At 57.4% G+C, this 19,370-nt stretch carries 16 protein-coding genes; 8 read left to right on the top strand and 8 right to left on the bottom strand.

All coding sequences use genetic code 11. From position 1 onward, the window contains the following. Window positions 1-47 precede the first annotated feature (47 nt). The 4 genes from ABSL23_RS16090 to ABSL23_RS16105 form a co-directional block, all read right to left on the bottom strand. The gene (locus ABSL23_RS16090; RefSeq protein ID WP_353635544.1) at window positions 48-1,223 is read right to left on the bottom strand and encodes an NAD(P)/FAD-dependent oxidoreductase; all 1,176 of its coding nucleotides are present in this window, start codon (window positions 1,221-1,223) and stop codon (window positions 48-50) included. A gap of 28 nt (window positions 1,224-1,251) precedes the next feature. Further along, the gene (locus ABSL23_RS16095) at window positions 1,252-2,253 is read right to left on the bottom strand and encodes a DUF63 family protein (protein ID WP_004594600.1); all 1,002 of its coding nucleotides are present in this window, start codon (window positions 2,251-2,253) and stop codon (window positions 1,252-1,254) included. 238 nt (window positions 2,254-2,491) lie between these two features. After that, on the bottom strand, window positions 2,492-5,098 hold the full coding sequence (locus ABSL23_RS16100) for a heavy metal translocating P-type ATPase (protein ID WP_004594598.1): 2,607 nt from the start codon (window positions 5,096-5,098) through the stop codon (window positions 2,492-2,494). A 94-nt stretch (window positions 5,099-5,192) separates the two neighbouring features. Then, window positions 5,193-5,783, bottom strand: coding sequence for an AsnC family transcriptional regulator (locus ABSL23_RS16105; protein WP_049938493.1), 591 nt, complete (start codon window positions 5,781-5,783; stop codon window positions 5,193-5,195). 134 nt (window positions 5,784-5,917) lie between these two features. Here ABSL23_RS16105 and ABSL23_RS16110 point away from each other — a divergent pair, with 134 nt between their 5' ends. Both ABSL23_RS16110 and acnA read left to right on the top strand, forming a co-directional pair. Further along, on the top strand, window positions 5,918-6,115 hold the full coding sequence (locus tag ABSL23_RS16110) for a heavy metal-associated domain-containing protein (RefSeq protein WP_049938510.1): 198 nt from the start codon (window positions 5,918-5,920) through the stop codon (window positions 6,113-6,115). Between the two features lie 71 nt (window positions 6,116-6,186). Then, window positions 6,187-8,970 carry an aconitate hydratase AcnA gene (acnA, locus tag ABSL23_RS16115; protein ID WP_011222418.1) on the top strand — a complete coding sequence of 928 codons (2,784 nt, stop codon included), beginning with the start codon at window positions 6,187-6,189 and terminating at the stop codon, window positions 8,968-8,970. A gap of 11 nt (window positions 8,971-8,981) precedes the next feature. Here acnA and ABSL23_RS16120 read toward each other — a convergent pair whose 3' ends face one another. Together ABSL23_RS16120 and ABSL23_RS16125 are read right to left on the bottom strand one after the other, a co-directional pair. Further along, window positions 8,982-9,380: an SHOCT domain-containing protein gene (locus tag ABSL23_RS16120; RefSeq protein ID WP_059059114.1), complete on the bottom strand. Its 399-nt coding sequence runs from the start codon at window positions 9,378-9,380 to the stop codon at window positions 8,982-8,984. Window positions 9,381-9,408: 28 nt separating this feature from the next. Further along, window positions 9,409-9,969, bottom strand: coding sequence for a DoxX family protein (locus ABSL23_RS16125; protein ID WP_011222420.1), 561 nt, complete (start codon window positions 9,967-9,969; stop codon window positions 9,409-9,411). Between the two features lie 114 nt (window positions 9,970-10,083). Here ABSL23_RS16125 and ABSL23_RS16130 point away from each other — a divergent pair, with 114 nt between their 5' ends. From ABSL23_RS16130 to ABSL23_RS16150, 5 genes are all read left to right on the top strand, one after another. Beyond that, window positions 10,084-10,434 (top strand): winged helix-turn-helix domain-containing protein, encoded by a 351-nt coding sequence (locus ABSL23_RS16130; protein ID WP_049938495.1) that lies wholly within the window; start codon window positions 10,084-10,086, stop codon window positions 10,432-10,434. A 3-nt stretch (window positions 10,435-10,437) separates the two neighbouring features. Further along, entirely contained in the window at window positions 10,438-10,713 is a 276-nt protein-coding gene (locus ABSL23_RS16135) for a hypothetical protein (RefSeq protein ID WP_004515576.1), read from the top strand. Between the two features lie 137 nt (window positions 10,714-10,850). Next, window positions 10,851-11,246 (top strand): hypothetical protein, encoded by a 396-nt coding sequence (locus ABSL23_RS16140; RefSeq protein ID WP_353635545.1) that lies wholly within the window; start codon window positions 10,851-10,853, stop codon window positions 11,244-11,246. 145 nt (window positions 11,247-11,391) lie between these two features. Further along, on the top strand, window positions 11,392-11,589 hold the full coding sequence (locus ABSL23_RS16145) for a heavy metal-associated domain-containing protein (RefSeq protein WP_049938511.1): 198 nt from the start codon (window positions 11,392-11,394) through the stop codon (window positions 11,587-11,589). A gap of 131 nt (window positions 11,590-11,720) precedes the next feature. After that, window positions 11,721-13,994, top strand: a complete 2,274-nt coding sequence (locus ABSL23_RS16150) for a heavy metal translocating P-type ATPase (RefSeq protein WP_353635546.1) — start codon at window positions 11,721-11,723, stop codon at window positions 13,992-13,994. Between the two features lie 97 nt (window positions 13,995-14,091). Here the strand turns inward: ABSL23_RS16150 and ABSL23_RS16155 are convergent, their stop codons facing one another. Next, entirely contained in the window at window positions 14,092-15,957 is a 1,866-nt protein-coding gene (locus ABSL23_RS16155) for an MBL fold metallo-hydrolase (protein ID WP_353635547.1), read from the bottom strand. Between the two features lie 1,098 nt (window positions 15,958-17,055). After that, window positions 17,056-18,453 (bottom strand): hypothetical protein, encoded by a 1,398-nt coding sequence (locus ABSL23_RS16160; protein ID WP_353635548.1) that lies wholly within the window; start codon window positions 18,451-18,453, stop codon window positions 17,056-17,058. Between the two features lie 332 nt (window positions 18,454-18,785). Between ABSL23_RS16160 and ABSL23_RS16165 the strand changes: the two genes are divergently transcribed. Next, on the top strand, window positions 18,786-18,860 hold the full coding sequence (locus tag ABSL23_RS16165; RefSeq protein WP_353635554.1) for a hypothetical protein: 75 nt from the start codon (window positions 18,786-18,788) through the stop codon (window positions 18,858-18,860). Window positions 18,861-19,370 lie beyond the last annotated feature (510 nt).

A 19,370-nucleotide genomic window follows, 5' to 3' on the forward strand; every position in this document is an offset into this window, starting at 1 on the left:
ATCCTCCCAGTAGCTAACAGATTCTGAGAATTTAACTCGAGCGGATGTCAATTAATCAACTCCCATTGGTTAGTCATTCCTCCATAGACACGGTTTAAAACTCGTCGTCTCGAGAAAATACGGGCAAACAAAACAGGGTGGCGGAGGAGACGCAGTAGAACTGTACTCGGAGACCGGTCAACGTCTTCAATATCGATCCCGGCAGCGGCACGAATTGCTGCTCCCAGAACCTTGGGATTACGAGTTTCAAGAAAGTATCTCACAACTGTGGCGAAAATGTACTCCGTTTTCATCCTCTGATATAAACTGTCAGGAAAATTGTGTAATTGGCCGCTGTTAGCCAACTCTGCGGCCAAGAATCCCGATTCAACGGCCTGTGAAATTCCTTTTCCAGTGAGTCGGTTTGCGATACCTGCAGCATCACCCACCCGTACGACGGAATGCTCCGGTAGATAGGTTCTGTCGGGATCAAGGCTTGGTCCCTCGGGAATGATTGCGACGTTCGTCCGTTCCTGCGACGGGACTGGCCACCCATTCCGCTTACAGGCTTCCCTCAATGCCTTCATATAATCACTAGGCCGGTCACTGACCGTCCAGCCGATACCAACGTTGGCTCGTTGCGATGTCTTCGGGAATGCCCACGAGTACCCTGTATAGTTCTCCAGAATTATCCGGCTGTTCGGGTACAACTCGGTGAAGTCCCCTTCGACATCACTGTTAAGCGCTACCATATATCCTGAATACTCGTTGGTTGTTCCGAGCGCTTTACTAGAGAGTGATGGCTGACCGGTTGCATCAACGACGAGATCATACTCATCGGTGAACTCGTGGAAATCTGTCCGTGTGATAGACTGGTTTTCGTGGATGTCAACACCCTTCTCTGAGAGTTGTTCTGCCCAGGACTGCTCAACGACATTTCGGTCCGTTATATATGTATCCGCAGCAGGAAAGGTGCCGGCTCCAGTGCGGTGGCGATCGGCGTCGATTCCGTCATACACCTCCACTTCCATCGCTGGCAGCGGATTGAGAAAGCCGTTCTCTACAGTCGGCTCGAGTGGGATCTTCGATACCGCTGTCATCGCTTCTCCGCAATTAACGCCTTTGCTATCGTAGGACTGCCGCTCATATAGTTCGACGACGAATCCAGCGTCGTCGAATCCAGCAGCTGCTGCAAGCCCGGCCATCCCTCCACCTATTACCGCAATTTTGGACGTTCGTGTCATCGGTTTTTGCCAATCTTTGAGGCCATCGTTAAGCTCCCAACAGCATCCGAAGTGACCCACGAACGCCCATCGGGAGTCCGATCGCTCCGATGAAGAACGTCATAAGCCACCACCACGTGTGATTCATCTCCTCTTTCGCATCGGCGAGATACCACACGATGCCGACAGTCACGACGAGTTTCAGCACGAACGTCGATCCGGAGAATCCAGTCGCCTGGTACACGAGATTCGTCACGACCAGCTTTGGGGAGTAGCCGAGGAACGTCACACCGATGAGATTCTGCGCAGCGTCCCACAACTGGCCGAAAACGGCCAGCAGAATTAGCGGGTGTCGAAGGTGTGTGATATTGACGAAACTCGCGCCCCAGTAGTAGAGTGCGGTTACGCCGAGCGCTATCCCCGTCGTCGCGACAGGAACCCATAGGCGGAGTGGGGTCGATGTCGAGAGGCCGTGCCAAACAGCCCACCAGACGGCCCCGACAGCCCACACCGACCCGACGAGCCCGACTGTTAGCGGGATAGATCCGATATTTTGGTCACGCAAGAGTGCACCGACACCGAGCGCGAGGATGGTGACAGCGGTGACGACGATGTAAATCGATGGCGTGATGAACCACACCGCGTAGTCCCCGAGCAGCCCGAGATCCTCGAGGGCGCGCATCGCCCCACCTGCGATGATGATCGGAGCGAACCCGTAGGCCAGTCGTGCGTCGAACGTGACGTCGAGTTGGTCGAGATACGCACGTAGTCCGGGGAGGCTGTATACGACTGCCGCGAGGTAGATTACCGTGTTCACCGCGTTGTAGCCCTGGACAGCACGAACCCCCTCGTGCGTGACTGGCTGACCGGCCGCATCGGCGACGACTGGTCCCCAGAGATACTGCCAGATGAACCGGTCGTAGACCAACGTCGGAAACACGAGGATGCCCCCACCGAGGAGGACGAGCGGGGCCAGCAGGTACAGCGCCCACCACTCGCGTGAGCCGGTCTCCGGAAGGACAGTCTCGACGCGGCGGGTGACAGTACTCACGACCCGTTCACCTCCAATCGCCACGTCGTGCTTTTCGAGCGCCCCCACTGTTCGAGTGAAACGATTGTGAGTTCGTCCTGGAGCTGGCTGAGATACTGCGCGACTGCCTTGGGAGATCCGTCGAGGTCGCTGGCAATCTCGCGAGCCCGGAGGTATGTCGGTTCGCTACTGGCTGTCTCGACGAGGTACCTTCGAACCGTGTGCCGGGAAATATTCGACATTGATCTAGAGGTGACGGTTAGCGAAGAAATCCGAAGAGCTTGTAGTCGTGATCGGGGGTGTACCGCCGGAACAGGAGACTGTTCGTCAGCACCGACACCGACGAGAACGCCATTGCTGCTGCAGCGAGCACGGGCTGGAGGAGGCCGAGCGACGCTAACGGAATCATCGCCGTGTTGTAACCGAGCGCCCACACGAGGTTCTGTTTGATCTTCTGGAGTGTCGCGTCTGAGATTCGGATCGCCTTTACCACGTCGAGCGGGTCGTCTCGCATCAGCGTGACGTCTGCAGCTTCGATGGCGACGTCGGTGCCGGAGCCGATTGCTGTCCCGACGTGTGCGACCGCGAGTGCCGGAGCGTCGTTGACGCCGTCACCGACCATCATCGCCTGCCGGCCCTCGTCTTGAATACTGTCGACCGCGTTGGACTTGTCCTCAGGAAGGACTCCTGCGCGGACGTTCTTCGGGTCGATACCCACCTGTTTAGCGACCGCACGGGCAGTTCGCTCGTTGTCGCCCGTAATCATCATCACGTCAACTCCCCGCTCTTGGAGTGCTGTGACAGCCTGCTTGGAGCTTTCCTTCACTGTGTCGGCGTCGGCGACCACACCCACGAGCTCCCCCTCGTAGGCGACCAGCATCGCCGTCTTCCCCTCGTTCTCGAGGCGTTCCATCGTCTCCTCAGCGGGAGAGGGGTCGATCCCGTTGTCCCGCAGCAGCTTGCGGTTGCCGACCAGCACCTCGCTGTCACCAATGACTGCTTTGATCCCGTGGCCCGGAACGTTCTCGAAGTCGTCAGGCTCAGTCACGTCCAGGCCGCGTTCTTCGGCCCCTTCGACGATTGCACGGGCGAGCGGGTGTTCGCTGCCGCTTTCAGCTATCGCCGCCAGTCGAAGCACATCATCCTCTGAGAGGCGCTCACGGGTGCTGAGCTGTCCACCATCTGGGGTCGGCTCGCCACCGTCAGTCACCACATTTCCATCGCTATCAAAGACGACCACGTCGGTGAGTTCCATTTCACCCTCCGTGAGGGTGCCCGTCTTGTCGAAGACGACCGTGTCGACGTCTTTTGCGCGTTCGAGGATGTCACCGCCCTTGAACAGGACGCCGTTCTGGGCACCAATCGTCGTCCCGACCATCGTCGCTGCGGGCGTCGCCAGCCCCAGCGCACAGGGACAGGCGATGAGGATCGAGGACGCGAAGACAATTATCGCGAACTCGAAGACTGAAACGGTCCCACCGACCGGGGCCGGGCCGCCAGCAACCTGACCCCACAGCGGGAGCCAGTCGACGAAGCCAGCGAGAGCCTCGGGGAACAGGAACCAGACGACACCCCAGAGAAGGGCGTTCGCGATGACCGCAGGCACGAAGTACGCGGAGATGCGGTCGGCGAGATTCTGGATGTCGGGCTGGCGCGACTGGGCCTCCTTGACTGTCTGGACGATCTGTTGGAGGGCCGTGTCTTCTCCAACCTTCGTCGCCTCCACGACAAGGACGCCGTTCTCGTTAATCGTCGAGCCGACGACCTCATCGCCCTCCTCTTTCTCGACAGGCACAGATTCGCCAGTGACCATTGACTCGTCGACGGCAGACTGACCGTCGACAACGACACCGTCAGTGGGAATCTTCTCACCTGGACGAATTTTCATCCGGTCACCAGTTGTGACCTCTTCGAGTGGAACTTCTTCTTCACTGCCGTCCTCGCGGACAATGGTCGCCGTTTCGGCTTCCATTTCGAGGAGCTTTCGGAGGGCCTCACCCGCTTGGCCCTTCGACCGAGCTTCGAGATAGTTACCCAACGTGATGAACACGAGGATGAGGGCTGCCGTGTCGAAATAAAGTCCACCTGCAATGAGTTCAGCAAGGACTGCCACAGAGTATAGATAGGCCGTTGTTGAACCGATCGCAATCAGCACGTCCATATTGGCGCGGCCGTTCTTCACGATCGCCTTGTACGAGTTCTTATAGAACGGCCAGCCGAGGATCGCCTGTACCGGCGTGGCGAGGAGGAACTCAACCCAGCCAAGTTCCACACCGAAGACGGCTTCAGGGACGATCGCGCCACCGAGCAGATAATTGTCGATGAGGAAGAAGAGCAACGGTGCCGATAACACTGCCCCAAAGAGGGTCAACCTGAGTTGTTTCCGAGTTTCGGCTTGACGGGCGGCATCTCGTGCGTCCTGGCCCGACTCTTCGTCGGCACCATCTTCGCGGACGGGCGAGTAGCCAGCCTCCTCGATAGCATCGTACAGCGCACCAATAGATACTTCCGCAGGATTGTAGGTGACCTGTGCTTCGTCGGTTGCGTAATTGACCTCCGCATTAACGACGCCCGGAATATTTTCAAGAGCGGTTTGGTTGGTCTCGGCGCAGTTGGCACAGGTCATATCGGAGATGGCAATCGTTACCGTCTCAGAGACTGCGCCGTACCCGGCCTCGTCGATCGCGTCGTAGATTTCTTTGAGCGATACCTCTTCAGGGTCGTAGGTGACGGAACCCTCGTCGGTGGCGAAGTTCGCATCCGCCTCCGATACCCCGTCGAGCGATTCGAGAGTGTCCTGGATCGTCGCCGAACAGTTGGCGCAGGACATTCCCGTGATATCAAGATGGATTGTTTGGCTTGTCATGCTTGTTCTACTATACGGGGTCTAGGTTTAGGCGATTTACTGCTTCGAGAGGCGGGGTTTCGACTGCAGGAAAATTTGGATTCCAAAGACGGCGTTACGCTCCCTCTTCGAGTCGCTGATACCGATCGTCGAACCGTGTGAGACAGGACGGACAACAGAAGTGATAGATCTCTCCGTCGATTCTCGTCGTTTCACCTTGATTATCAACGGTATTGTTACATTCAGCACAGGTGAGTGCAAATTCGACGCCATCAACGGACGGCGTCCATTCAAGCTCGTCAATTAGTGTGACGGTGTAATCTGCTACATCGATCTCGTTAAAGAGTCCATCTACCCACTGACGTACGTTCTGGGCTTCAACACGGGCATAGAACCAAAGATCTCCTTCGGAGGTCGTGAAGACGTGTTCAACGCCATCTGACTCTCGAGCCCGCTCGCGGGCGGCCTCCAACGACGCTGAGCCGATTTCGGCCTGAATAAATACCGGTACACCAGCTCGGAGATGAGCCCGGTTGACGTCAATCGTGAAGTTGTTAATGATGCCAGCTTCCTGTAATCGCTTTACCCGGTCAGAAACGGCTGGCCCCGACAAGTCGACCTCCTCGCCAATATCGCTGAACGGGCGGCGGGCGTCATCAGCGAGTAACGAGAGGATTTCTAAGTCGGTTTCATCCAAATCGCGCATACGACCGCTTCGTCTCGCAGGATACATTATTGTTGCCCACAACACACCTTCGAAATCGGTGATCTAGGGCTGCGACAACATTGGATTCTAAGCAGAAAACCACATAGAATACTCGCCCCTATCTACGAATGGATATGACTCAGACAATCACCGTCGAAGGAATGACCTGTGAACATTGCGAGCAGACCGTCGAAGAGGCACTCGAAGAAGTTGAGGGGGTTACGTCCGCTACTGCGGATCGTGACTCAGAATCCGCGACGGTCGAGGGGTCCGCTGAACGGGATGAGCTTGTGACTGTGGTCGAAGACGCTGGATACGATGCCTCTGCGTAACAAATCCCGATTCTCGTCGAATCGGATTCGGAGAGGGATTGATACGACTGCCAATCCCAGGTGTAGATACTATGACTGATACACTTCCGTTCGATGCCGTCCGCGAGCTCGACGTCGACGGGACGACGTACAAGATGGCCGATCTTCGAGCACTCGAAGAGCAGGGGCTCTGTGACCTCGACACGCTCCCTGTGAGCATCCGTATTCTGCTTGAGTCGGTGCTCCGGAACGCCGACGGCGAAACTGTTACTGCAGCGGATGTCAAGAATGCTGCTGGCTGGAAGCCAGACGTACCGGACGCAGAGGTTCCGTTCTCTCCATCACGAGTCGTCCTGCAAGATCTCACCGGTGTACCCGCAGTCGTCGACCTGGCGGCCCTTCGATCCGAGGTCGACCGCAAAGACCGAGATCCCACCCTGGTCGAACCGGAGATTCCTATTGATCTCGTGATCGACCACAGCGTCCAGGTCGACTACTTCGACTCCGAGGACGCCTACGAGAAGAACGTCGAACTGGAGTACGAGCGAAACGCCGAACGGTATCGCGCGATCAAGTGGGCGCAGAACGCCTTCGAGAACTTCAACGTCGTCCCGCCGGGGACCGGTATCGTCCACCAGGTGAATCTCGAACATCTGGGTCGGGTCGTCCACGCCCGCGAGCAAGACGGCGAGAACTGGCTCCTGCCGGACACGCTCGTCGGCACGGACAGCCACACCCCGATGATCGGTGGCATCGGTGTGGTCGGTTGGGGCGTCGGCGGCATCGAAGCGGAAGCGGCGATGCTCGGTCAACCGGTCACGATGAAACTCCCCGAGGTCGTCGGCGTCCGTCTCGAAGGCGAATTACCCGAGGGCGCGACGGCTACGGATCTCGTGCTCCACATCACCGAACGACTCCGCGAGGTCGGCGTCGTCGACCGGTTCGTGGAGTTCTTCGGTCCCGGTGTGGAGAATCTCACAGTCCCCGACCGGGCCACGATCGCCAATATGGCGCCCGAACAGGGCTCGACGATCAGTATGTTCCCGGTCGACGAGCAGACGCTCGAGTATCTCGAACTCACCGGGCGTGATCCCGACCACGTCGACCTCGTTCGCGAGTACCTCGAAGCCCAAGGGCTGTTCGGGGAACAGGAACCAGAATATACTGAGGTCGTCGAGTTCGACCTCTCGACAGTCGAACCGAGTCTGGCCGGACACAAGCGGCCACAGGACCGGATTCCGATGGGGGACGTGAAACAGAGCTTCCGGGGACTTCTCCACGGGGAGTTCGAGGACGACCTCGATGATGTCGACGAGGACGCCTTGCAGCGGTGGCTCGGTGAGGGTGGTGCAGCTGATGCGGAGACCGACGGTGGCGTTCAGGTCGAACCCGAATCGGAACTGCACCCGTTAACCAAACGTGTCGAGGTCGACCTCGACGGTGAGACGGTCGAAATCGGACACGGAGACGTCCTCGTCAGCGCCATCACGAGCTGTACGAACACGTCGAACCCGTCGGTGATGATCGCTGCTGGACTGCTCGCCCAGAACGCCGTCGAGAAAGGCCTAGACGTCCCGCCGTACGTCAAGACGAGTCTCGCACCGGGTAGCCGTGTCGTCACGCAGTATCTCGAAGAATCGGGGCTGCTTCCGTATCTCGAAGAGCTCGGGTACGCCGTCGTCGGCTACGGCTGTACCACCTGTATCGGTAACGCTGGGCCGCTTCCCGATCCCATCGAGCAGGCAATCGACGACCACGACCTCTGGACGACGAGCGTTCTCTCCGGGAACCGGAACTTCGAGGCGCGTATCCACCCGAAGATCCGCGCGAACTACCTCGCGAGCCCGCCGCTCGTCGTCGCCTACGGGCTCGCAGGGCGGATGGACATCGATCTCGAACACGAGCCGCTGGGCACTGACGATGAGGGTAACCCAGTCTATCTGGCGGACATCTGGCCGGACGCAGCGGACGTGCAGGCCGCAATCCACGAGAACGTCTCTCCGGAGATGTTCGAGGAGAAGTACGCCTCCGTGTTCGAGGGCGATGAGCGATGGGCTGCTCTCGACGCGCCCACGGGTGACGTCTACGAGTGGGATGAGGACTCGACATACATCCGTGAACCGCCGTTCTTCAAGGACTTCCCGGTAGAGAAACCCGGCGTCGCCGATATCGAGGACGCACGCTGTCTACTGACGCTCGGCGATACCGTTACGACCGACCACATCAGTCCAGCCGGCCCGTTCGGTCCCGACCTCCCCGCAGGTCAGTGGCTGCTCGATCACGGTGTCGAGCCACACGAGTTCAACACCTACGGCGCACGTCGGGGCAATCACGAGGTGATGATGCGGGGGACGTTCGCCAACGTCCGAATCGAGAACGAGATGCTCGACGACGTCGAGGGTGGCTACACGATCCACCACCCGACCGACGAACAAACCACGGTGTTCGAAGCCAGTCGCCGCTATCGGGACGAGGGGATACCGCTCGTCGTGATGGCTGGCGAGGAGTTCGGAACTGGGTCTAGCCGGGACTGGGCGGCGAAAGGAACGGACCTGCTCGGTGTCCGCGCAACCATCGCCGAGAGTTACGAGCGCATCTACCGCGACAACCTCGTCGGCATGGGTGTGCTTCCCCTGCAGTTCGATGATGGCGACTCGTGGGAATCTCTCGGTCTGGATGGGTCGGAGGTCTTCACGATCCACGGCCTCGATGACGGGCTCGACGTGATGGACGAACTGACCGTTATCGCCGAGCGTGCGGACGGGTCGACTGTCGAGTTCCCGGTCACAGCACAGGTCGGCACGCCGGCCGCCGTAACCTATATCGAACACGGCGGAATCCTCCACTACGTCCTCAGACGCCTCCTCAGACAGTAACACCAACGCGGTCAGAAACGATCGTCGTCGGACACCAGGCGGGCGCGACGGTGATCAAACTCCTCGTCGTCGATTTCGCCACGAGCGTACCGTTCTTGGAGAACAGCGAGTGCGCTGTCATCAGTATGGCCGTCCGTAGGGGACCGCGTTGTCAGCCAGTAAACGGCGTAGACTGGGAGGGCGATCAGAAGTGCCATCCACAGGAGCCCGAACAGTATCATCCCCCAGCCCCAGCCACCCCAGCCGGCCATATGGCCGCCGTTCCACATACTGTCGTGCCACCCCCACATCATTGCATCCGGGACGGTCGCGTGCGTTAGAACCATCCCGGCGACGACGGCCAGAGTCAGTGCCCCAACGACGATGAATCCCAGAGAACGAATCCCGCGTGCTTGAATTGGATTTTGCATTGTTGTACTCCCAACGGTCTCGGCGTGGTTAGCCGAGGATGTATTCGAGGGCGGGATAGCGCTCGACGAGCGTCTCGCCGCCGACGTCGTAGTTCTCGATGTACTGGTCGAGGCCCAGGATGCGGCCCGCGGCGAACGCGGCGACCGCGAGGAACACGAGCATGTACGCGAAGTCACCGTTGATGAACCCGTGACCCATGTCCCAGTTCCCGAAGTAGAACATGAGCATCATCAGCGCGCCGAAGAACGCCGCGAGGCGGACGAACGCGCCGACGAGGAGGCCGAGGCCGATGAACAGCTCGCCGTACGGCACGGCGACGTTCGCGAACTCGACAAACCACGGCGTCGAACCCATCCACGCGAACAGGCCCGCCAGCGGGTTGCCGTTCGTCGCCGCAACGTTCGAGAGGTAGCCGCCGGCCGCGAACTCGCCGGTGATCTTCGTGAAGCCGGAGTACGCGAACGCGTAGCCCATCATGAGACGGAGCGCCAGCACGAACCACGCGCTGAGGCTGTGGACTTTCCCGCCGACGGTCAGGCCGCCGACTCTGCTCTCAAGCTGGTTCATGCCGGAGTCGAGTGTGGACATAATTATTGCACCTTCAACTATCAGTAGGCGGGTAGAGACGATATAATAGCGAGCCGGCGTTCTGAGTCAGAAAACCGGCGGGCTATATTACCCTCCTGTAGCGAGTACGGACGTGTGACTGAGGAGGCCGACCCGTCGGACATCTTCGCCACACTCGACGACGAGTACGCCCGCAACATCCTCGTGGCGACGAAGACCGACCGACTCTCCGCGAAGGAGCTCAGCGAGGAATGCGATATGTCACGCCCGACCGTCTCGCGGCGTGTCACCCGCCTCGTCGAGCAGGGCCTCCTCGAGGAGTACACGCACGTCGACCCCGGCGGACGGCACTACAGCGAGTACGAGGCGCGACTCGAGCGTGTCGAAGTACTCCTCCAAGCAGAGGGCTTCGACGTGCAGATCGATGTTCGGCCGGACCCCGCCGACCGGATTACGTCCATCTTCGAGGAAATGCGGGGAGACTGACTCATGGAACACACGTTATTCGTCATCGGCAAGCTGTTCACGACCGCCCTGGCGCTGGTGATCGCCTACCAGGCCTATCGCGGATACCAACGGCATCACACGCAGTTACTCCTGTACGTCGCGGCTGGCTTCGCGCTGGTCGGGCTCGGCGGCCTCCTCGAGGGCGTGCTCTTCGAACTCCTCCAAGTGTCGATTTTCGAAGCAGGATTCGTCGCAGCACTCGTCACCGCCGCCGGGATGCTGTCGATTCTCTACGCCCTGTATGCCCCGAACCCCTGAGGATTCGGGACGTTCATTCGAGAAGCGGCCTCTGGGCGTTGTTCCTCATTCGAAGTCGCTATTGTTCGGATTCCCCTTATTCTCACCAGTGTAGGGTCGCAGCGGGAATTATGTCCGTACCGGTCGTACAGTATCGTATGATTCGAACACTCGTGGGTGTCCTTGGCGCTCTCTCAGCGCTGTTCCCGGACAAAATCGTCAGTCTCTTCGAGAAACTTGCGATTGCGAATCGAAGCGGGGGAACAGTGAGAGGGTGGGTCCGCCCAGCTATCCGGTCTGAGGGCGTTCTGATAGCTGCGATTTCCCTCCTCAATGGGCGAGCATACGCGTGGCTGATGAATCTTACCGGTGTGTTCGGCGCTATCGTCTTCCTGTTTCCCGATCTGTATCGAAGATTTGCCACCGCGTTCCTGTACGAGCGTCCGGAGTCGGTCGAATGGAACGAGCGATTCCGCTCGGGTATTCGGGCTATCGGCGTACTATACGTCTTTTTAGCGGCGAAGACGTATCTGGAGCGCCACAACGGTACCTGAGTCTTCCCGCATCGTCAGTTGCTGAATCTGAAATTTGGTTCGTTTCGGCTGCACGTATCACTTGGAATCTAAAGTTTGACCCCCAAGAGACCAGTATAATCGAAGGGGAAATCCGCTAAAGAGAGGGAGCCGTATGTACCTCTGTATGACGACGACCATCACCGTGGAAGGAATGTCGTGCGGTCACTGTGAGCAGACGGTCGAAGAGGCCCTCGAAGAGGTATCCGGCGTGACTGACGTGACCGTCGACAGGGAGAGCGAACAGGCGAGCGTCGATGGTGAGGCAAATGTCACAGCTCTCGTGGAGGCCGTCGAAGACGCCGGGTACACCGCTTACGCCTGAGAATCGCGCGGACCACTCCGAGACAACGGCCAACCGTTGTCTTTGAAGCTTCGCTACGCTGGTCCTGCTGTACAGTTCAGTGGGGAAGATTCAGGGGGCCAGCGGATCCACCTCTACAGAGAATATGGGCTATGGACGACCACAAAGATACAAATGAGAATCTCCCTGGAGGGGAACACCAGCAGGACGACAGCAGTCACCAGCACGAACACGGCGAGCAGGATGAATCGGACGCCGAGTCGGACGAGCAGCGGGTAGAACAGGACCTACTGGAAGAAGAGGCACACCCTGCTGCGGAGAGTGAGACAGTGCTCGACGAGCAGCACGAGCACGCTGGACACGAGGGCGAAGGACACGACCACGGTTCCCATGAGGGCCACGGTGAGGGGCATGGCGGGATGCACAAGGGCCACGAGCAGATGTTCCGCCGGCGCTTCTTCGTCTCGACGCTCCTGTCGATCCCAGTCCTGCTATACAGCGAAATGCTGCAGGAGTGGCTCGGGTTCTCCGTCCCCGCGTTCCCGGGCAGCGAGTGGATCAACCCCGTCTTCGCGGTCATCGTCTTCGCGTACGGTGGGATGCCGTTCCTCCAGATGGCGGTACCGGAGCTGAAAGATCGGTCGCCGGGGATGATGACGCTCATCTCGATGGCGATCACCGTCGCGTTCGTCTACAGCCTCGCGAGCGTGGTCTTCCCGACGCAGTCGGCGTTCTTCTGGGAGCTCGTCACGCTGATCGACATCATGCTGCTGGGCCACTGGATCGAGATGCGGTCGGTCCGGCGGGCCTCCAGCTCGCTCGACGAACTGGCGAAACTGATGCCAGACACCGCCGAGCGTATCACCGACGACGGGGAGACCGAAGAAGTTCCCGTCAGTGAGCTCTCGGAAGGCGATCTCGTGCTCGTCCGGCCGGGCGCGAGTGTCCCTGCTGACGGCACCGTCGAGGAGGGTGACTCCGACGTCAACGAGTCGATGATCACCGGCGAGTCCAAGCCCGTCTCGAAGGAGCCTGGCGACGAGGTCATCGGCGGCACCATCAACGGCGATGGTAGTCTCCGCGTCCGTGTTGGCGCGACGGGCGAGGAGACGACGCTGGCGGGCATCATGCGTCTCGTCGAGGAAGCCCAGCAGAGCAAGTCCAAGACCCAGGTGCTGGCCGACCGCGCGGCCGGCTGGCTGTTCTACGTGGCTCTCGGGGCGGCAGTCGTGACCGCAATCGCGTGGACGGTCGCGGTCTCGTTTGACGCGACCGTCATCGAGCGGGTCGTCACGGTGCTCGTCATCGCCTGCCCACACGCCCTCGGGCTCGCCATCCCGCTGGTCGTCGCCATCAACACCTCACTTGCGGCGCGCAACGGGATGCTCGTCCGCGACCGCATCGCGATGGAAGACGCACGGAATCTGGACGCGATCATCTTCGACAAGACGGGGACGCTCACCGAAGGCGAGCACGGCGTCGTCGATATGGCGACCGTCGACGGCGTCGACAAGAACGACGCGCTCGCGCTGGCGGCAGCCGTCGAGAGCGACTCCGAACACATGATCGCGCGAGCCATCCGCGAGGCCGCCGACAAGCGAGACCTAACTACTCCCGACGCGACCGACTTCGAGGCGATCAAAGGCCGAGGGGTCCGGGCGAACGTCGACGGAAACGAGGTGTACGTCGGCGGGCCGAACCTGTTGACCCAGCTCGATAGCGAGATCCCCGACCATCTCCAGCGCTTCGCTGACGAGGCCGGCCAGAATGCCCAGACAGTGGTGTATCTCGTTCGTGACGGAGAGCTAATCGCCGCCTTCGCGATGGCCGACGTGATCCGCGAGGAAAGCTACGCCGTCGTCGACGCACTCCACGACCTCGACATCGAGGTTGCGATGCTGACTGGCGACTCCCAGGACGTCGCCAACGCCGTCGCAGACGAACTGGGGATCGATACGGTGTTCGCGGAAGTCCTTCCCGAAGACAAGGACAAGAAAGTCCAGGAGCTCCAGGACCAGGGCAAGCTCGTGGGGATGGTCGGCGACGGCGTCAACGACGCGCCGGCGCTGACGCGGGCCGATGTCGGCATCGCAATCGGGAGCGGCACCGACGTCGCCGTCCAGTCGGCGGACGTCATCCTCGTGCAGAACAACCCGATGGACGTCGTTCGGCTGGTGAAGCTCAGTAAGGCCAGCTACCGGAAGATGCAGGAGAACATCGTCTGGGCCGCCGGCTATAACGTGTTCGCGATTCCGCTCGCAGCAGGGGTGTTGGCACCGATCGGAATTCTGCTGTCCCCCGCTGTGGGTGCGCTTCTGATGTCGTTGAGTACAGTAATCGTCGCGATCAACGCACAGCTCCTCCGTCGCGTGGATCTGTCCATCCCTGAGCTTGCAAGCGGGACACCAGCTACGGAGGCACAGTAATCGTATAGACCTGAAATTTCCAGCAGCGAGGTAGACACGTAGAGTCAGTCCTATAATCCGGACTGGTGTCTTCGGCTATGGAGACGCTCTGACCCGCTCAGTTGGATTGATTCTCTTCAACTGCTTCACGGACAATCTCGTCCATCTCATCTCGGACAATTTGGCGGATATCCTCTTCCGAAAATCCACTATCATGTCGTTCAACGGCGAGCTGACCACTCAACGTGCGCAAGGCTAATTCAAGAGCTTCGATTTGATCACTGAACCCGGATAACGTCCCGTGGACTGCATCTGAACCGAATTGGGCACTATCGCTAACCTCGATGTCAGCACCACGCTCGTCTAGTATTCGTTTCGCAGGCCTGTCACCAACGATCTCTTCTTCGGGAAGATCCGGCGACACAGATACCGGATGCATCATTCCCGTCAACTGGATCTTGGAAACCGAGTCTAGATTATCTCTCAGGTGTTGCGCCATCTTCTCTTGTTGCTCCTGTTCACCGTGAATAAGGTACACTTGGGATGATGAGACTTGGCGAGCGAATTGAAGCAACGTATTTCGCGCTGCGTGAGCTGAGAGGCCGTGATATCGACTTATCCAGCTTACGGGAACCTTCACGCGGGTTCCTTCGCCCTCATCTGGTATCCCTCCGTTAAGTCCGTTCGAGGGAAGAGTGACACCAACTCTCTCGAGATCTTCCTCAATAGCGTCCTCCAATTGACGACCAGGTGTCCCCTCGGCTTGATACCCACAGAGAATTACGCGTGCATCATCGTACCGCTGGCAGAATTCAAGTAAGTAGGTCGGTGAGAACCCACCCGAGAGCATTCCAGATGGAGCAATGATGATCGGTGTCTCATCAGCTTCGAGCAATTCCTCGCGAGACATCGGCATTCGTCTAGCGGCCGACGCCTGATCGAAGAGGAATGGTTGTTGGTCACCTGAATTTACTATGTAGTTTCGGATCGATTCGGCTGCGAACTCGCTTCTACAGTGCTCGTTATACGTGTCAGTGGCGCTTTGCGCCATTCCATCATAGACTACGTTGAGCTGCTTTCGGTCCTCTTCAGGAAGCGTATGAACCCGGTTTTTGAACATATAGAGCAGCTCTTGGGATCGCCCAACCCCGAAACAGGGGATGAGTACTGGCTTCCCATCGGTAGCTGCGTCGATGGCTTCGTTGTAGATGTCCGTTCGGGTGTCAGTGGCACTGGTATGCGAATGGGTGTCCCCATACGTCGATTCAAGGAAGAGGGCGTCTGCCTGTGGAGGTTCATCAATTTCGGGGAGATGATTCGACCGGCCGCCAATGTCTCCTGAGAAGACAACCCGTGAACCGTCTACTGTTAGCGCTAACCAAGCACTGCCCAGTAGGTGGGCTGCATTTCCGAATTCGAAGTGGAGCGTTTCCGTATCTTCGATATGTGCGACGTGATCACTCAGGTCTGCCGCCTGGTATCCACAGGGACGGAATCGGTCGATAACTTTCCTCAGGTCTGTTTCCGAGTACTGTTGTTCTCTCCCTGGTTTTTGCGTCGCTCGTCGGTGAAGCTTCAGTGAATCTCGGAGTAATGTGTCTGCAAGCGCAGCTGTTGGCCTCGTTGTAATCACTGGTGCCTGATCAGAGAGGAAGTCGTGACTCTCCAACAGGGGGAGCGAGCCGACGTGGTCGATATGAGCATGGGTGAGAAAAACGGCGTCTATCTGTCCCTCATCGAGTCCCCTTAGATCAGGGAATAATCCCCCGTCACCTTGATTCAGTCCGACGTCGACGAGATACGTTCCATTACGCGTCTCAACCTGATAGCAACTCCGGCCGATCTCCTTTGCTCCCCCACGAGGGATAACCACGAACGGGGATTCGCTGTCAACCGAAATATCGAGATCAATCTCCCCACCGACTCGTGGGATGTATTCATTTTGCGACCCCTCGTCATCAGATTCTTGAATTGCTTCACTCATCGTGACAGTACTTCGTTTGCGTAGAATCGCTCACTCGTCTCAGTGCGTCCCTGTAGCTGAATGAACTCGAGGAGATCAGTCTCTGCGAGCTGTGGGAAAAATCGTTCAATTTCGGAGAGTACCGGATCAAGCGGCCGATGACTCTCAGATGCCGCAGCAACTTGGTCCAGCATCCAGGCGGCAGGAGTTGCATCAAGTTTGTCTACCCGCTCAGCTTCACCCTCTGTGAAGTATTTGTGTCGTCCCGCTGGTTGCTGTGTCTCTCGACTTGACCGAGCCGGTTTCGCCGTTGCTTCAGTGATCTGGATGAGCTGTGGGGGAGACCGCGTTTCACCAGGCATTGCAGTATCGAGGGAATCCCGAACTTCGGTTGCAGAGAGACTCCCCTCACGCCGGAAATACCCGAGGGTGATGTCCCCCTGGTCACCGTACAATTCTGGCGTGGCGACGGTGTCACCTGTTTGTGGGTCGCTGGTAGTATACCGGGGGGCTATCTCGGCCACACAAAGGTCGGTGAATTGTAACCGATCTGGATCGACATGTGGTGAGTCCTCGATTTCATCTAACAGCCCAGAGAGCGAATCAACGAATTCTCGTGGTCGCCAGGCCGCTGCATTTCGTGGCGGCCGCTCTGCAGGATTATCGAAATAAACTGTCGATTGCGGGATGTATGCTCCCTGTGGAATTCGCACGTCTACAGGGTAATCTGGTGTTCTTAGCGACTCGTGTGTCCGGTCACCACTCGTCGATTTCTGGAGAGCAAATCGAATCATAACCGGGAAGACGGTATTCGGTAAGCGTTCTATCACCGTTCGTGGATCTGATTCATCCAGAATAACCGCTCCTCGGCTGCTTGTCTCGACAGAACTTGTATCGGAACTACTGTTGCTCATACGCCAGCCAAGGGCCTACCAGAATCTAAATGTCATCAAAGCGGAGTGAAAGTAAAAAATCGATGCGGATGGCTACGTGAGATTCACAAACTCTCATATTCTACCTATATGTTGTTCTATAGGTATAACTATAGGTATAACTATAGGTATAACTATATTTGATAGCAGGCATTATCAGGACTATCTGGCAAGAGATCTTGGAAGATCAGTAGTCTGGGACCGGTAGCATCCACGTATCATCCTCATAACCGGCGTGGGTGCGCTGTGTATCGAATTCATTCGCTTCTCTCAAAATATCGATTTGTTCTTCCAACTCGGTAACCCGCTCAGAGCGTTCATCAGGCGAGAGGACGAGCCCATCTAATAGTTTCTTGAAGTTCTGCTCACCAACCATATCCCAATACTCAAAATAGACATCAAAGTATGCATCAAGTAGTGTTTTCACTGCTACGACATCGATCGGTTGAATTTCTACATCCGGCCCTTCATGCACCATCGTGTTGCGGAGATCATCGAGGCTATTCATTGCGTCTAACAGCCGCGATTGTTCCAACCACAGATTCCCCCTTCGGTTTTCAGGATTACCCAAATCTGGACCGCTGACTGACCAGAGAATCTGTTGGGCCCGATCAACTAACTCTTCGTTGCTTGACTGATCACTTAGCGCTAACACTTCGAGGCCCCGCCAGAACGCAAAAAACGCGTCATTTGCGTTGGCTGTGCCCGAACCCTTTTGATATGAAATGGCAGCTGCGTACAGCCTTTCTTGAGCTTCAGTAAGTGAGTCGAGCGGCGGAAGCTGCGGAAGAGATTTAAATTCAGATAGAATCTGGCTGTGGCCTGCGTGTTTGGATATTGACTCGCGATTGATCGTGAGCTGGGCGGGTTCGTTACGAGTCTCTGCTGCTGTCGCTGAGTATACTAGTACTCCTGCTGGTAACTGTAGTCCTGGTGCTGGTTTCTGTGCCGGCTCACCAGCTGTTGTCCACTTTGGACGTTTCCACCGTAGCAGTAAGTGATTCAGAATCCCGTAGAAATATCGGAAAATGGTTACTCCACGTCGATATGCGAAGGTACTATCTCTGGCTTTGATCTGGAGCTGCCAGTACTCCCCGTCGTACTCACGAAACTGGTCCGCTGTCTCTGTAGAGTTTTTTGAGCTGTAATGGGCCGTATATGATTCCAAACCGGATTCTAGTTCGGTGTGGTCAGCAGGTTTCAGTTCGTGACCTAATACAGTCACCGTGTCATTCAGTTCATTATTGCCCAGGTGGAACGGAAAGATAATCGTATATGTGTGTTCGTCACGGTTGACAACAGAACGGAAAAACTCCGCTTTCTTATCCTCATACGCCTCCTTTTTCGACTGTTCAGATGTCTCCGCTTGCTCTACTGCATCACATAATAGCGGTACGAACTCCCGACGAAGTGTCTCAAGGGAATGTCGTTTTTCTTGAGGATCTACCCCAAGTCCATCTGTGATGAGTCGCTCAACGTCATGGTGAAATGATGAGTCATCTTCAACCTGGACATGCTCATCATCTGGGACAGGGACATAATGCAGTTTCTCTAATACTGGATCCAACCATCCCTCATCGGTCATATTGGGATTAAAAATACGAGGCGTAATAGATTCAGTGGCGCTGTTGGTGGTTATGGTGGGAAAGCGATATCGGCGGAAACTTGTGAAGAACGAAAACCGGGATAGGAGACCGTAATTCCTACCCGAAATTAATCCGTGAGATATTATTCCCGTAGCTGAGCGATACACTGTACATCCTCTATATTGACACTCGTATCGACCACTCCAGACGTACAATCCGGAGGCGAATCGTTCGCAGAACAGACCGCGCTAACGGAGCTCCTCGGACACCATCTGAAGGTGAAAGCCTTGCTATCATCCTGAGCGACGGCCGTGACAGCAACGTCAGTCAGATCGCCGAGCAGGCTGGTATGAGCCGCAGCACTGTGTACGACCATCTTGGGGATCTCCGAGCGATAGAGCCGTAGAACAGACGCCGAAGATCAGTGGGCCCACCAGATCAACAAAGACGGCGATGTCACTGAACAGCTACACAAGCTTGAGTGGACGCTAATCGATTCCGCCGACAGTGAGTGAGTAATCGGACGATTAGTTCATCGGAGTGTTTCACTCTCACTGTGAGGGCTTTTCGACCCCGACGATTACCCCGTAGCACTGGGTGATTCAGCTCGATAGCGATTCGTTCTCCCGGCGCGCTTTTGCTGTCTTCGTCAGTACCCACTTGTTAGCGGTATTGCGCCAACCCATCGGCTCGTACTCACGCCGGCGACTTACTTCGTCGCTTTCGATAATCGCTGAGACTACATCATCAAACCGCTCAATTCTCAGTACCTCACAAAGCATCGCCGGCTAATCCGACTTGAGCCATCTGTTCTGTTGTGGTGAGTCGTCGATCACGGTTGAGCAACGCTGATCGAAGGCGGAGCTGTCGCTGTCGGCGGCGCTCAGCCGCCGACGCGACAGCGTTGCCACTTGCG

The sequence above is a fragment of the Halobacterium sp. NMX12-1 genome (assembly GCF_040435975.1).
In the GTDB taxonomy this organism is placed as follows: Archaea; Halobacteriota; Halobacteria; order Halobacteriales; family Halobacteriaceae; genus Halobacterium; species Halobacterium hubeiense.

Excerpts from the sequence above, each read along its gene's own strand:
- ABSL23_RS16155 (WP_353635547.1), bottom strand. The coding sequence starts at position 15,957 with ATGAGTGAAGCAATTCAAGAATCTGATGACGAGGGGTCGCAAAATGAA.
- acnA (WP_011222418.1), top strand. The coding sequence starts at position 6,187 with ATGACTGATACACTTCCGTTCGATGCCGTCCGCGAGCTCGACGTCGAC.
- ABSL23_RS16145 (WP_049938511.1), top strand. The coding sequence starts at position 11,392 with ATGACGACGACCATCACCGTGGAAGGAATGTCGTGCGGTCACTGTGAG.
- ABSL23_RS16150 (WP_353635546.1), top strand. The coding sequence starts at position 11,721 with ATGGACGACCACAAAGATACAAATGAGAATCTCCCTGGAGGGGAACAC.
- ABSL23_RS16160 (WP_353635548.1), bottom strand. The coding sequence starts at position 18,453 with ATGACCGATGAGGGATGGTTGGATCCAGTATTAGAGAAACTGCATTAT.
- ABSL23_RS16120 (WP_059059114.1), bottom strand. The coding sequence starts at position 9,380 with ATGCAAAATCCAATTCAAGCACGCGGGATTCGTTCTCTGGGATTCATC.
- ABSL23_RS16110 (WP_049938510.1), top strand. The coding sequence starts at position 5,918 with ATGACTCAGACAATCACCGTCGAAGGAATGACCTGTGAACATTGCGAG.
- ABSL23_RS16100 (WP_004594598.1), bottom strand. The coding sequence starts at position 5,098 with ATGACAAGCCAAACAATCCATCTTGATATCACGGGAATGTCCTGCGCC.
- ABSL23_RS16140 (WP_353635545.1), top strand. The coding sequence starts at position 10,851 with ATGATTCGAACACTCGTGGGTGTCCTTGGCGCTCTCTCAGCGCTGTTC.
- ABSL23_RS16125 (WP_011222420.1), bottom strand. The coding sequence starts at position 9,969 with ATGTCCACACTCGACTCCGGCATGAACCAGCTTGAGAGCAGAGTCGGC.
- ABSL23_RS16135 (WP_004515576.1), top strand. The coding sequence starts at position 10,438 with ATGGAACACACGTTATTCGTCATCGGCAAGCTGTTCACGACCGCCCTG.
- ABSL23_RS16105 (WP_049938493.1), bottom strand. The coding sequence starts at position 5,783 with ATGCGCGATTTGGATGAAACCGACTTAGAAATCCTCTCGTTACTCGCT.
- ABSL23_RS16090 (WP_353635544.1), bottom strand. The coding sequence starts at position 1,223 with ATGACACGAACGTCCAAAATTGCGGTAATAGGTGGAGGGATGGCCGGG.